The organism is Planctomicrobium limosum (assembly GCF_051465645.1).
In the GTDB taxonomy this organism is placed as follows: domain Bacteria; phylum Planctomycetota; class Planctomycetia; order Planctomycetales; family Planctomycetaceae; genus Planctomicrobium.
The window spans coordinates 1,720,287-1,733,621 of sequence record NZ_CP195790.1 but is presented as its reverse complement, the minus strand read 5'-3'; the positions used below and the strand labels follow the sequence as shown (position 1 = coordinate 1,733,621).

Sequence of the window (13,335 nt, the reverse complement as noted above, 5' to 3'; positions counted from 1 at the left end):
AGTCACCATCTGAAACGAAATGCCGACAAACACAATCGGAGGTCAGGTCTACTGCGAACTATTTCGGCAGGAACGAGACCACGTAAAGAACTCCAGCCACCACTCCAACAAACATCACCATGGCATAGGCAGGAGTCAGACCGTTGTGGAAGACTCTTGGAACCCAGCTGACCAGTCGCGGCATCCAGCCGATTGCATTCACTGTTCGATCAATCACTCCGACATCAGAGTCTGAGCAGATTTGGGCAAACCGTCGTAAAGGCAACACGATGAGAAAGTAGTAGATCTCATCAATGAAGAACTTGTGATAGGAGAGTTCGTATAGCGGCTGAAAAGTACGAGCGACTTTGCCGGGGAGTTCCGGTGATTGAACATAGAACTTCCACGCCAGTCCGATGCCGATCAGGGCAACAATACCGCTGATGACCATGATGTTGACGTGCATGACATGCTCGCCAGCTTCCGGGAATCCAATTGTGTGGTGGAGGTAGTGTCCGAAGTAGCCGGTTGGGCCAAGAAGGAACCCGATTCCGACAGCACAGACAGCCAGAATTCGCAATGGCCAAGCCATCATTGGAGTTGCTTCATGTGGGTGATGTCCCGCTTCCTCTGGGAATTTTTCTGGTCCCCAGAAGGTCATGAAGTAAGCCCGGAATGTGTAGAACGCAGTTAGCAAAGCCGTGACGGAAGCGATCCAGTAGACCCCGTTGAAGAAGCCACCGTGGAATGGATCTTTGCTTGCATCGGCCAGCACAGCGAGGATTTCGTCTTTGCTCCAGAAACCGGAGAGCAACGGGAACCCAGCCAGCGCGAGAGCTCCACACAGGAATGTCCAGTGTGTGACCGGCAAAGCCTTTCGCAGTCCGCTGAAGCGACGCATGTCGATGACGTCACCCATGGCGTGCATCACACTTCCTGCAGCGAGGAATAATAGTGCCTTGAAGAAGGCATGTGTAAACAAGTGGAACATCGCAGCGGAGATCGCCGGGGTTGGAGATTCCAGACCGGCAGCTGCTCCCAATGCCATAAACAGGAAAGCCAGCTGGCTGACTGTTGAATAAGCCAGCACCCGTTTCAGATCCGTTTGAGTCAACGCAATCAGAGCGGCGAGCAGGGCGGTGATGGCTCCAATACCGGCAACAATTAACTGTGCGTCTGGAGCTGCCAGGAAGAGTGGTGTGCAGCGTGCAACAAGGTAGACACCAGCCGTCACCATTGTGGCTGCGTGGATCAACGCACTGACAGGGGTCGGGCCTTCCATGGCGTCTGGCAACCAGACATGCAATGGGAACTGAGCCGACTTCCCGATTGCTCCGAGGAATAACAGCAGGCAAATTGCTGTCATAATTCCGGGATTCGCCTGTGAGACTTCAGTGAATCGCTCTGGATGGCTGAACAGTTCCACAAAGTCGACGGTTCCAAAGGTAGTCCATGTCAGGAAGATCCCCAACAGGAGTCCGAAGTCACCAATTCGGTTAACAACAAATGCCTTCTTGGCGGCAGCAGAGGCACTCGGCTTCTGGAACCAGAACCCGATCAGCAGGTAACTGCATAGACCGACAAGTTCCCATCCCACGAATAGGACAACCAGATTGCTTGCGAGAACCAGCAGGCACATTGAAAACACGAACAGGGAAACCGCTGCGAAAAACCGGGCGTATCCCTTATCACCATGCATGTAACCGCTGGCAAAGATTGCAACCAGTGAACTGACGCCGGTCACCATCGACAGCATGATGGCTGTCATGGCATCTGCACGCAGATCCAGTCGGGCAGTAATCTGTCCAAAGGACAGGAAGTCGTAACCTGTTGCGAGGGCCGCGATGTCGTGTCCATGCTCACCGAATCCTTGTGGGACAAGGTGAAACAGGAGGCACAGCGAGCTGAAAAAGGAAACCAGCAAGCCGAGGATACATGGCAGATGGCTCTTTTCGCGGAGGAACTTTGGTCCAAGCAGCGCGATGAAAATCGCGGCAACAAGCGGAGCCAGAGGAATCAGCCACAGAACCGTATGAGACATTGAACCGGCCATCACAGTAGGGAATAGAACTCAGCAGAACCTTGGCGACACTTACACTTTTCGTGACGTTGAACCAGACGTTTTGATCACGACTGGCTTCCGCGGGAACACTGGTGCGCGTCCTGCAGGTGTCAGCTTCGGGAACTCCTGTTCTGCCGGTGGAGTGACCGGGTCAAGATCCGACGGTGAAATCGGAATCGACAAGTCAGGTTCTCTCAAGTCTGACCACAACTCGATGTCCAATGAACGAGAGATGTGGAAGAGAGCTAATATCAGCGCGAGTGCCAGTCCGGCTTCGCATGCCGCGACGGTCAATGAGAGCACTGTCATTGCATGGCCTTCGAGTGTGAAGTGCATGCGACTGAAAGTGACGAATGTCAGACCGACACCGTGCATCATCAATTCGACAGACAGGAACAGCAAAATCAGGTTGCGTCGGGTCAAAAAACCAATCGCCCCAATGGCGAAAAGTCCAGCTGCCACTGCCAGGTAGCGTTCAATGTCACCGGTCATTTATGTCCCCTGTCCTCTACGTGGGGCAATCACGATTGCACCAACACTGGCGATCAGCAATAGCGTTCCGGCCAATTCGACTGCGTACAGGTAATCGCCGAACAAGGATCGTCCTGTGCCATGCAATGTGCCGAGCGATTCGCCGGGACGAGGATGACTCAGTGAATTCGCGATTTCAACAGCAGGCGTCTCTGACTCTGCTGGTGCTTCTGTCTGATCGGCAGCGGTTTCCGCTTTTGCTGGCGGATTCACTGCAATCAACTTGCTGCTGGACTGATTCAATACTGTGAGGATCGCCCCCAGTAAGACGAAAGCAGCGACGACAGCCAGACCTGGTTGACGGGCGCGTTGATCGTAAGCTGTTGCACCCGCTTGCTGTGCAAGCATGATGACGAAGACGAAGGTCACGACAATCGCACCTGCGTAAACGATAATTGTGGCCGCTGCGAGAAACGGCGCGCTCTGTTGTAAGAACAGACAGCAAGTGGAAAGCGTGGCCATGGCGAACCACAGAGCGCTATACACAGGTTTGCGGCCAGTCACCATCAAGATGGCGAAGAACAGGGCTCCGCCGCCGAACAGCCAAAAAAGCAGCTCGTCGACCAGTGGTGATTCAGGAATCCGGAGACAGAAGAACTGTCCGATTCCACCTAGAATGACTGCTGTCATTCCAATCCAACGTGGCCAGTTGCGACTTCGGGGAACCTGTAACCAGATTCCGATCGCAACGAGCGCGAGTATGATCAATGTCATCCAGCGACAATCTTGCCAGTTCATTTTTGCCCCTTGTTTTCAGGAGCAATGACGCCGGGAGCGGCTGCTTGTGCAGCACGGTCGGATTGCTGAACCTGCGTTGCTGGTCCAACTGTTGGAAGTTGCTCAAACTGAGCAGCAGGGCCCAGCTTCCCACGTCGGGTACGAATTGGATCGAGTGGATTTGCTTTTGTTGTATCAAAGACATTCAGGAGCTTGTCTTTGTTGTACAACATCTCTTCACGGGTACGACCGGTCATGTCATAAATGTGCGTCAGCTCAATTGCATCGACAGGGCAGGCTTCTTCACACATGCCGCAATAGATGCAGCGAAGTTCGTCGAGCTCAAACTTGGCTGGAAACTTGTCCCGGTCTGGCCATTCAGGTGGAGCTTGAGCGGCTTCAATCGTGATGCAGTTCGCCGGGCAGGCTGTTGCACAGAGCATGCAGGCAACGCATTTAACGCGATCCTGTTCGTCGCGGTTTAAGCGATGAATGCCACGGTAGTGCAAAGGCAGATCCGGCTCAACTTCCGGATAGAATTGAGTGACCGGCTTTGGGCTTGTGACGTGCGCAAGCGTGGTTTTCAGCCCTGTCAGGATGGCGGGAATAAATGTCGCTTCCCAGAAGCCGATTTCCGGCTCCTCCATCCATTCAATTTCTTCTGGCTTAATTGCCATCGTGACAAATCCAGTTTGCTTTTTGGTGAGTGAACGTCCACTGCAGACAAAAGGAACGTTGCAGTTCGTTCGACTTTGTCTCATTGCCAAACAGTAAAGAGGACCCCCTCTTAGTGTTCAGCTGCGACACTTCCTGTCCCACCACTCGCCAGGTTTTTCTGTGGAGCGAGTGGACGTCCTTTAATTTCTCGCTGCTTGGCTGCAACGCTGATTGCCCCTGCAATTCCAAACAACATAAGTGAAATCGGGAACAACAACCGCTTGTCCCAATTGAATTGCAATACGGTCATCACTGCAAGGATGTTGAACATGGCAAGTGGGATGAACACTTTCCATGACAGACCCATCAGCTGATCAAATCGGAAGCGAGGGATTGTCCAACGAATCAGGACGATCAGCACGATCACGGCACCGACTTTTGCCATGAGGACCAGTAGTTTCACCAGCCATGCGAATGGGTAGACGCTTCCAGCTTCTGCGATGATTGGGAAATGCCATCCCCCAAAGAACAGAATTGAAGTCAGGAAGCTGATCAAAATGATGTGGGTGTATTCACCAAGGAAGAACAGACCAAACTTCAACGCCCCGTACTCGGTGTGAAAGCCACCGATCAGTTCCTGTTCACACTCTGCCAGGTCGAATGGCAAGCGGTTGGATTCGGCCAGCGAGGCGGTGAAGAAGATCAGCAAGGCCAACGGTTGATACCAGCAGTACCAGCCGAAAATTCCAGCGGCTGCCTGATCAGTCTGAATCTGTTCCAGATTGAGAGTCCCTCCCAGCAGTGCGATGCCGATAATGGACATCCCCAACGGGATTTCGTAACTGACAACCTGAGCACTGGCACGCAGAGCCCCAAGAGCACTGTACTTATTGTTTGATGCCCAACCGCCCAAAACGACGGCGTAAACATTCAAACTGCCAATGGCGAGGATGTAAACCAGACCAATATCGATTCCGGGAGCGATGATGAATCGCATGAATTCCGGGGCCTGATCAACAGGGCCGAACGGGACAACGGCCAAGGCCAGCATCGCCGTGAACAATGCAATCGCCGGGGCCATGACAAACAAGACCTTGTCGACATGCGACGGGACCATTTCCTCTTTAAAGAGGAACTTCAAGCCGTCAGCGATGGGCTGCAGCAATCCCCAGAAGCCGACCCGGTTTGGTCCGATGCGGTCCTGCATCACGGCGGAAAGCTTTCGCTCCACCCAGATGAGATAGGAACACGCACCAAGGATCACGCCGATGACGACGCTGATGGTGATCAATGTTACAAGGATTTCTGGCATACGACGTCTTGTCCGTACGGTGAAAACCGACAGTCAATGATAGATTAAGGGTTAAGACAAAACCGGCAAGGCGTTATGGAGCGCACTCTCGGGTGTCAACGGCCGATTGTCTTTTTCGGTGCTATACGATTCTTTCAGCGCGGCGAACGCTGGAATCGCTTTCTTGATCTCTTCTCGCAGAGCAGAGGCACGATAAAGTCCAGGGCGTTCTGAGAGTTCCCAGAGAACTCGCCCATCTGGTCGTGCATCGTCCGGGCTGCGAACTGCTCGGCGAATTTCCTGTGCGAGCATCTTGTAGTTGACCATGGTTCCTTCTCGTTCAGCGAATGAACCGCCGGGAACCAGATAAGTCGCATAGTCGATCGCAGGAGATGGGAGGATATCCTGAACGACGACAGTGTTCACATTGGCAAGGCTGCGAGCTTCTTCGTCGTTGATCCATCCGTTTGGATCGCCACCGACGATGTAGACCGTGTCGAATGTTCCACTGGCGAACTTCTTCAACGCTGCGTCGAAAGTTTCGACTCGCCCGATGAAGTGCTTCAGGACCAGTTCGACGCCGGCACGGTTCGGTGCCTTCTCTGCTTTGATCGTGAACTTGGTTTGTTCTTTGGGCTGCCCGTGCAGGTCTTTGGGGTAGACATCGTCTTCACCCTGAATCAAGACGGGACCAAGGAACAGTGATGCCTGCGGATCGGCTGTTTTGATGAACTTTGCGAGCAAATAGGCCTCTTCCACTGTCATAAATGGAGAGAGGACGGCTGCCATGCGACCAGGGGATTGAGCCCCTTTTTCCACGAAGATCTGTCGCAGGTCGGAGAGGACAGTTTCCCAGTCGCTTGCAACCAGATTTCCGTTCTCTTTACGGGCGGGAACCGTCAAACGGTCTTCAGCGGTAATGTATTTCCAACCGAAGCGTCCGTCGTCGCACATGAAATAGCCTTGGTTTTCAAGGTTGGTGCGAGGGCGGAGACGGAAGACCTGCTCGTCATTCTGATCGACATGAATACTGCAGTTGCTGCTGCAACCTGTGCAGACGCTGTCAGTCGTTTTCAACCACCAGACGCGTTGCTTATAAAGGAAGTCTTTGCTGCAGAGAGCTCCGACCGGGCAGAGGTCAACGACGTTTCCTGCGAGCTTGTTGTTGCAAGGTTCTCCTGGGAAAATGTCGACTTCTGCGTGTGTGCCACGGTTAATCAGCTGAAGTTCTGACGTCCCGGAAATCTCACGGGTGAAGCGGACACAGCGACTGCACATAATGCAGCGATCTGTGAACAGTGTGATCTGATCACCGATGTAATCTTTGTCCGGCTTAATGTTCTTAGGTTCCTGCAGACGGCTGTAACCGCGACCGTAGCGGTAGCTGTAGTCTTGCAGGTAGCACTCCCCGGCCTGATCACAAGTCGGGCAATCCAATGGGTGATTCAGCAGCAGATATTCAAGAGTTCCTTTGCGTGCTGCTTCAACCTTGGGGCTGTCAGCGACAATGACGGAACCATCTTTAACTGGAGTCTGACAACCAGGTAACAGCTTGGGCACCCAGGCAATTGTGCCGTCCGGCTTCTTGTCGCCGTACTCAACCAGACACATCCGGCAGCTGGCTGCGATCGACAGCGACGGATGGTAGCAATATGCCGGAATCTCGATGCCAGCACGCTTCGCCACGTCAACACAGTTGAGGCGTTCGTCTGCACCGATTTCGACAGGCTGATTATTGACGATTACTGTGGGCATCGTGGGCTAACCACTCTGTTTTAATTGAGACTTCAGTTCCGGTTGTCGATCTCGACACACATCTCGACATCCTGCTTCTCGGGATGCCGCAATTCAACTGTTCTGACTGCTTACCGTAGTTGCATTCAGATCAATGTGACAGCTGCATCAACTCTTGAGCTGAGGTCACACTGCTTTCGCCGCTTTCGATATAGGATTCGAACTCGGCTCGGAACTTGTTCACGGCATTTTTGATTGGCCATGCAGCCCCGTCTGACAACCCGCAAATTGTTGTTCCCGGGATGATGCCGATCGAACCTGCCACTTCCAGCAACAAATCCAAATCTTCCTTACGCCCTCGGCCGGTTCGCATACGTTCAAGGATTCGAGTCATCCATGATGTTCCTTCGCGGCATGGCGTGCACTGTCCACACGATTCATGCGAGAAGAAGCGAGCCAAATTGTACAGGACGTCAACTATACGTGTTTGGTCATCAATGACGACGACCGCTGCGGTTCCGAGTCCGAGGCAACCACGTTTCCCCGGGCCGTTGAAATCGAGTGGTGTGTCGAGTTCATCTGCAGTCAGGAAGCCCATGCTGACACCGCCTGGAATGACCGCTTTGACTTTGCGACCCTTCCAGACTCCGCCGCCATACTTCTCGATCAGCTCACGAGCAGTGACGCCCATCGGCAATTCGACGCAACATGGTGTGTTGACGTGACCGCTGATCCCGTACAGCTTTGGACCGTAGCTTCCAGCGTCACGAGGATTGTTTGGATCCGGAGGAACACCAATTGACTTGAACCATTCAGACCCGAGCTTGAGGATCTGTGTGACACAGCACAATGTTTCGACGTTATTGACGATCGTTGGCTTGCGGAACAGACCTTCGATAGCTGGAAATGGCGGCTTGATTCGTGGCCAGGCACGCTTTCCTTCGAGACTTTCGATCAGTCCGGTCTCTTCGCCACAAATGTATGCCCCGGCACCGCGGTGCAGAACGATATCAAGCTTCGCGCCCGTTCCGAGTACATTTCCGCCAAGAATCCCCTGAGCGTAACACTCTTCGATGGCCTTCTTCATCGCCCGATAGCTGCCGCCATATTCGTATCGAATGTAGACGTAAGCATTCTGGGATCGGATCGCATGACAGGCAATTGCGATCCCTTCGATCAACTGATGGGGATCTTTCTCCATCAAGATGCGGTTATTAAATGTCCCCGGTTCGCTCTCGTCAGCGTTCACACACAGGTAAATCGGGCCCGGGTGATCTTTGGGGAGGAATGTCCACTTCAAACCGCACGGAAAGCCTGCACCCCCACGGCCGCGCAATCCCGAGTCTTTCACGTAGTTGGCCACATCAGCGGGGGCCATCGCGAGCGCTTTCTTCAACCCCTCATATCCGCCGTCAGCCAGATACCCGGCTAGTGACGTTGAGTCAGGGTTGTTGATTCGCTTCAAAAGAACGGGTTCGTACTCTGCCACAACCGATCCTGTGTTCTTCACCGCAGGAAGTATATGTAAATCCGAATGGCCATTTGATTCGTTGCTCTCCAGTAATGGAGGCAACTGACCGTTTCGGCTACTTCAATTCATTCATCATCTTCACGGTGGATTCGGTATCCATGTTCCCGTGAAGTACATCATTTACCAGCAGGCACGGTGCCTGTTCGCACCCACCAAGGCATTCGGCAAACTCAACTGTGACCTTGCCATCCTCGGTTGTGCCGCCAGGATTGACCTTATAGTGCTTGCACAGGTCTTCGAGCATCTCTTCGCCACCGCGAAGTCCGCAAGAAACACTGCGACAGACCCACAATCGGTCTTTCCCAAGTTTGTGATTCTCGTCACGAAAGATGCCGTAGAACGACATCGTGTCGTGGATTTGCGATGGATGCAGTTCCAGAATCTCGGCAATCTCGCGAATTGCTTCGAGTGGAACGCAGCGCAACGCATCCTGCACGTGATGCAGTGCCCAAAGCGTGACTGCCCGCTTGTCCGGGTAGTTCGGCACGTGGGCTTCAATTTGAGCGCGAAGCTCTGGTGACAGGAATCCCATGATTTCGTTTCAACACCTTGGTGTTATCGATCCAGTTCCGCTGCGATCACGTTGAGTGTTCCCAGCACCGCCACAACGTCACTCAGCTGATGCCCGCGAATCATATGCGGGAAGAGTGAGAAGTGTACGAATGAAGGCGGACGGGTTTTTACGCGATACGCTCGGGTGCTTCCATTGCCTACGATGTAAAAGCCCAATTCTCCGGCAGGACCTTCTGTCGCAGCATACACTTCTTCGTGAGGTACCGGATATCCACGATTCGGCATGATCACTTCGAAGTGCTGAATGAGCCCTTCGATACTTCGGTAGACCGCAGGTTTTGCCGGCAGCACGATATCGCTGACGACGTCAATATTTACTGGACCGGCAGGAATGTTTTCCAATGCCTGTTCAATAATCTTCAAACTCTCCAGCATCTCTTCCATGCGGACGAGATACCGGGCATAGCAGTCGCCGCCGCGGGAGCAGACGACTTTGAAGTCGAGATCGCCATATGCCAGATATGGTTCATCTTTTCGGAGGTCTCGCACGACACCACTGGCTCTGGCAAGCGGGCCAGTCACGCTCATGTTGACGCAATCGTCGTACGTCAGAATCCCGATCCCTTTGGTTCGATCAATAAAGATCCGGTTTCGGGTGAGCAGCTTGTGAACTTCAGCATGGACCTTCGGGAACTCGCGAACGAACTTCCGAACCTTTTCGACCCAGTCATTGTTGACGTCAAACAGCACACCGCCAACACGCGTGTAGCTACAGTGGAATCGCTGGCCGGAAGCGTACTCCACGATGTCGTAGATCACTTCACGCTGCTGGAACAAATAGAGAAATGCGGTGAACGCTCCGAGATCGAGACCGACAGCCCCGATATTCAGCAGGTGGTCCTGGATTCGCATCAACTCAGCGAGAATCGTTCGCAGATACTTCGCTCTGGGAGTCAGTTCGATTCCAAGGAGTTTTTCAACAGCGTGATGCCATGCAACTTCATTCGCAACAGGTGAAACGTAGTTCATCCGGTCGACGATGGTGACGTACTGATTGAAGTCGAGGTGTTCCCCGAGCTTTTCAAAGCCAGAGTGCAGGTACCCGATGTGCGGTGTCGCATCGAGAACCTTCTCGCCGTTCAGCTGTAACACGATTCGCAACGTCGTGTGCGTTGCCGGATGCTGTGGTCCGAAGTTCAGCGTCCACGCATATTCCTTGTCTTCTGAATTTGCGTGCGGCTGGGTATCAACAAGACTCAGTGGCATGATGCAATGACGTTCTTATTACGATTCGTGCTGTGATGAAGACAATACGTGTCGAACACTCTATCAGTTCGCTGGTGCGTTAACTCTCGGCGCGGGTGATGACCGGGAAGTTGTGACGCTCTCCGCGACCTTGCAGCGGGTAATCCTTCCGAAGCGGGAATGAAGTGAATTCATCCGGCATCAAAATTCGTCGTAGATCAGGGTGGCCTGTGAAGACGATCCCGAACATGTCGTAGACTTCGCGTTCCATCCAGTCAACTCCCTTCCAGAGTGAATACACGGAAGGAAGCTGCGGATCCGGGAGGTCGACGAATGTCTTGACGATCAGTCTTTCCCCGGTCGAAACACTCAACAGGAGATAAACAACGCCGAAGCGGTGTTCAGCGTCCGGATACTCGAGGTAGTCGATCGCAGTGATATCTGTCACTTGATCGAACCCGAAGTCCTGTTTCAATCCAGCAAGGACGTCAAAAATCTTTGCTGCAGGGACGACGATGCGGCGATTGTCCCGAAAAGTGCTTTCGGTCAGTTCATTGCCGTACCGACTTTGTAATTCAGCGAACTCAACCACGGATTCCCCCCTGACGTCCGGTGATATCCGAGAACTGTCCCATTCTTGCGTCGCCTGGCAGAATCAGATTCGAAGTGGAACTGACACGATCATTGAGAATTGGCAATCCTCGCAGGCGTCGAAGTTCTGACTCATCAAATGGAGCAGGGCCGCGCGGAGTGGTTTCCGCTGCGAACTCGCGACCCATCAGTGTTCCACCGCTTTTGATCTTGTCTTGAAGGTCAATAACAGCGGCAAGCAACTGTTCTGGTCGCGGAGGACAGCCGGGGACATAAACGTCCACAGGGATGAATCGGTCAACTCCCTGAACTACGGCGTATGTATCGAAGACACCTCCGGTGCAAGCACAAGCACCCATGGAGATGCACCACTTTGGTTCCGGCATCTGCAGCCAGATTCGCTGAAGAACCGGGAGCATTTTCATCACAACTCGACCGGCAACGACAAGCAAATCGCACTGTCGCGGTGAGAATCGCATGACTTCAGCACCGAAACGAGCCATGTCGTGTCGACTGGCGGCAGTTGCCATCAGCTCGATGCCGCAGCATGCAGTTGCGAATGGCATCGGCCAAAGACTGTTCGAACGTGCCCAGTTTGCGGCAGCGTCGAGAGTCGTCATGAATACGTTTTCAGGAAGCCCTACCGCCACTTGAACACCCCCTTGCGCCACGCGTAGACGTATGCAACTGACAGCGTGAACATAAATACAAGCATGACAGCATAAACGGTGTCACGCAGTTCCACTGGGATCCCTGCCTCTGAGAAGGCACTGACAGCCCAGGGGTACATGAACAGCAATTCAATATCGAAGACGAGGAACAGAATCGCAACGAGGTAGAACTTCACGTCAAACGGCTGACGCGCGTCGCTCACCGGGTCCATCCCCGATTCGTACGGCATCTGTTTGACTGGAGTCCTCTTGCGAGGCCCGACCGAGTGAGCAATGACGAGGTTGGTGATTACAAACCCGACAAGGATCGCCGTATAGATCAGAAGCGGAGATAATCCATCCATCCGTCGGAGGGCCTTGTCTTGATAAAGGAAAGAAATCTGCCCGTCATTGGCAGAACGAAAGCTTAGGCAAAATCGCAGTGGCGGAGTAAGTCTCGAAAATGAAACCGGATGCTTCCGGAACATTTTCCGAGTCTCTTCGGCAACTAAATGCATGAATGAGAATACTTTGCTTGTGCTCTCCGTCACTGATTTGCTGCGTGACCGGATTCTAGGGGGGGGGCTCCTGACCAGCAAGCAATCCCTATACTGAGAAAACAATTAAACAGGTTTGCGGTTTGAAATCTTGGGAGACTTATTACACAAAACAGTAGGGAGTATTGATGGGAGTGGGGCGAACTGCATTGGAGAGCCGCTGTGTGCTGATTCCCATTTTGTAGCGGAGAATTTTGGTTGGATATTGTCAGGCATCACTTCTGCTTGTTCCCTGGCCGAGATCCAGTTGCGGGAGCGGCGAAAGGAGTGTGGTGTAGGGGATCGCGTGATGGTCTTTGCTGCTGTGAATGTCTCGCAAGCTACGTTGTTCGAATAGTTTAAGTCATTTGTTCGCTGTGGGATTTCGTGCGTTGTGCGTTGGTTGTTAATACGGATTCCGAAAAGTGAGAATGCTTGCGGCCCGCCTTCGACCTAAATCCTATTTTTCTGTGAAAATTCTGAGTGAGCGGCCGATTGTTGAATGTCGCTTTCGCCAATAGAAATAGATGATTAGTGCGAGGATTGAGTGAGAATGGAAGGGGATTCCTAGAAGTGGGAGTGTGCTGGTCGCCATTGAGCACATCCCTTCAGTCCACTGTGTTAGTGAAATTGCAGAATTCTGCCGGTTAGGTTGGAAAATCACTTGGCAGTCGCTGGCAGTGAAGAATTCAAGCGATTATGATGCCACACTTCAATTCGAAGCCCGATGGATGTCGCTTCGGATTCGATTGTCTCCGAAATACTGAAAACATCTAGAAGACCATGCCGAATACACCCAGCGCCAAAAAAGCCCTTCGCCAGAGTGATAAGCGTCGCCTTCACAATCGCGCTAGCCGTTCATCGCTCCGCACAGCAGTGAAGAAGGCCCGAGCTGCCGCCGAAGCCGGTGACGTAGCTGCCGCTGATGCTGCTCTCCGCCTGGCTTCAAAGAAGCTCGATCAGGCTGCATCAAAGAATCTGATTCACAAGAACGTCGCTTCACGTACCAAATCACGTTTGGCGAAGCTTCTCGCAAAAGCCGCTGCTAAGTAATTTCCTGAGGCACTCGTGTCTTAGGAATTTGCAAGATGCGTTGACTCGCTGTTCGTGAGTTGTTGCGCGATAATTTGATATATCCGAAAAGAACCTCTGCTTTCTTGGCAGTGGTTCTTTTTTTGTTGCGCTCAGTTCGGCGACCAGCAGGTAAAGAGTGTCTGCACCAAAGTTGTGAGCATCGTCATACAACGGCGACTGTGTTCTATTGGCGACAGTCAATTGTACCTCGGGGGACTGGTTCT

At 52.8% G+C, this 13,335-nt stretch carries 13 protein-coding genes; 1 reads left to right on the top strand and 12 read right to left on the bottom strand.

Annotation, left to right across the window (positions count from 1 at the left end; genetic code table 11):
- Nucleotides 1–58: 58 nt before the first annotated feature.
- From nuoL to SH527x_RS06450, 12 genes are all read right to left on the bottom strand, one after another.
- Nucleotides 59–2,020: an NADH-quinone oxidoreductase subunit L gene (gene nuoL, locus SH527x_RS06505; RefSeq protein ID WP_437193844.1), complete on the bottom strand. Its 1,962-nt coding sequence runs from the start codon at nt 2,018–2,020 to the stop codon at nt 59–61.
- Nucleotides 2,021–2,071: 51 nt separating this feature from the next.
- On the bottom strand, nt 2,072–2,533 hold the full coding sequence (nuoK, locus tag SH527x_RS06500; protein ID WP_437193843.1) for an NADH-quinone oxidoreductase subunit NuoK: 462 nt from the start codon (nt 2,531–2,533) through the stop codon (nt 2,072–2,074).
- On the bottom strand, nt 2,534–3,310 hold the full coding sequence (locus tag SH527x_RS06495) for an NADH-quinone oxidoreductase subunit J family protein (RefSeq protein WP_437193842.1): 777 nt from the start codon (nt 3,308–3,310) through the stop codon (nt 2,534–2,536).
- Nucleotides 3,307–3,966: a NuoI/complex I 23 kDa subunit family protein gene (locus tag SH527x_RS06490; protein WP_437193841.1), complete on the bottom strand. Its 660-nt coding sequence runs from the start codon at nt 3,964–3,966 to the stop codon at nt 3,307–3,309. The genes SH527x_RS06495 and SH527x_RS06490 overlap by 4 nt, the downstream gene beginning before the upstream one ends.
- Before the next feature lie 110 nt (nt 3,967–4,076).
- A complete protein-coding gene (gene nuoH / locus SH527x_RS06485) occupies nt 4,077–5,258 on the bottom strand; it encodes an NADH-quinone oxidoreductase subunit NuoH (protein WP_437193840.1) in 1,182 nt (393 codons plus the stop codon).
- Nucleotides 5,259–5,309: 51 nt separating this feature from the next.
- A complete protein-coding gene (locus SH527x_RS06480) occupies nt 5,310–6,992 on the bottom strand; it encodes a molybdopterin-dependent oxidoreductase (RefSeq protein WP_437193839.1) in 1,683 nt (560 codons plus the stop codon).
- A 130-nt stretch (nt 6,993–7,122) separates the two neighbouring features.
- Entirely contained in the window at nt 7,123–8,460 is a 1,338-nt protein-coding gene (gene nuoF / locus SH527x_RS06475) for an NADH-quinone oxidoreductase subunit NuoF (RefSeq protein ID WP_437193838.1), read from the bottom strand.
- A gap of 97 nt (nt 8,461–8,557) precedes the next feature.
- Nucleotides 8,558–9,034 (bottom strand): NADH-quinone oxidoreductase subunit NuoE family protein, encoded by a 477-nt coding sequence (locus SH527x_RS06470; RefSeq protein WP_437193837.1) that lies wholly within the window; start codon nt 9,032–9,034, stop codon nt 8,558–8,560.
- Between the two features lie 23 nt (nt 9,035–9,057).
- Nucleotides 9,058–10,281, bottom strand: coding sequence for an NADH dehydrogenase (quinone) subunit D (nuoD, locus tag SH527x_RS06465; RefSeq protein WP_437193836.1), 1,224 nt, complete (start codon nt 10,279–10,281; stop codon nt 9,058–9,060).
- Nucleotides 10,282–10,360: 79 nt separating this feature from the next.
- A complete protein-coding gene (locus tag SH527x_RS06460; protein ID WP_437193835.1) occupies nt 10,361–10,852 on the bottom strand; it encodes an NADH-quinone oxidoreductase subunit C in 492 nt (163 codons plus the stop codon).
- The gene (locus SH527x_RS06455) at nt 10,845–11,471 is read right to left on the bottom strand and encodes an NADH-quinone oxidoreductase subunit B (protein ID WP_437193834.1); all 627 of its coding nucleotides are present in this window, start codon (nt 11,469–11,471) and stop codon (nt 10,845–10,847) included. Before SH527x_RS06455 ends, SH527x_RS06460 begins: the two co-directional genes overlap by 8 nt.
- 20 nt (nt 11,472–11,491) lie before the next feature.
- A complete protein-coding gene (locus SH527x_RS06450; RefSeq protein ID WP_437193833.1) occupies nt 11,492–11,866 on the bottom strand; it encodes an NADH-quinone oxidoreductase subunit A in 375 nt (124 codons plus the stop codon).
- A 954-nt stretch (nt 11,867–12,820) separates the two neighbouring features.
- Between SH527x_RS06450 and rpsT the strand changes: the two genes are divergently transcribed.
- Entirely contained in the window at nt 12,821–13,090 is a 270-nt protein-coding gene (gene rpsT / locus SH527x_RS06445; protein ID WP_437193832.1) for a 30S ribosomal protein S20, read from the top strand.
- Nucleotides 13,091–13,335: the final 245 nt, after the last annotated feature.

Excerpts from the sequence above, each read along its gene's own strand:
- nuoL (WP_437193844.1), bottom strand. The coding sequence starts at position 2,020 with ATGTCTCATACGGTTCTGTGGCTGATTCCTCTGGCTCCGCTTGTTGCC.
- nuoK (WP_437193843.1), bottom strand. The coding sequence starts at position 2,533 with ATGACCGGTGACATTGAACGCTACCTGGCAGTGGCAGCTGGACTTTTC.
- SH527x_RS06495 (WP_437193842.1), bottom strand. The coding sequence starts at position 3,310 with ATGAACTGGCAAGATTGTCGCTGGATGACATTGATCATACTCGCGCTC.
- SH527x_RS06490 (WP_437193841.1), bottom strand. The coding sequence starts at position 3,966 with ATGGCAATTAAGCCAGAAGAAATTGAATGGATGGAGGAGCCGGAAATC.
- nuoH (WP_437193840.1), bottom strand. The coding sequence starts at position 5,258 with ATGCCAGAAATCCTTGTAACATTGATCACCATCAGCGTCGTCATCGGC.
- SH527x_RS06480 (WP_437193839.1), bottom strand. The coding sequence starts at position 6,992 with ATGCCCACAGTAATCGTCAATAATCAGCCTGTCGAAATCGGTGCAGAC.
- SH527x_RS06470 (WP_437193837.1), bottom strand. The coding sequence starts at position 9,034 with ATGGGATTCCTGTCACCAGAGCTTCGCGCTCAAATTGAAGCCCACGTG.
- nuoD (WP_437193836.1), bottom strand. The coding sequence starts at position 10,281 with ATGCCACTGAGTCTTGTTGATACCCAGCCGCACGCAAATTCAGAAGAC.
- SH527x_RS06455 (WP_437193834.1), bottom strand. The coding sequence starts at position 11,471 with ATGACGACTCTCGACGCTGCCGCAAACTGGGCACGTTCGAACAGTCTT.
- SH527x_RS06450 (WP_437193833.1), bottom strand. The coding sequence starts at position 11,866 with ATGGATGGATTATCTCCGCTTCTGATCTATACGGCGATCCTTGTCGGG.
- rpsT (WP_437193832.1), top strand. The coding sequence starts at position 12,821 with ATGCCGAATACACCCAGCGCCAAAAAAGCCCTTCGCCAGAGTGATAAG.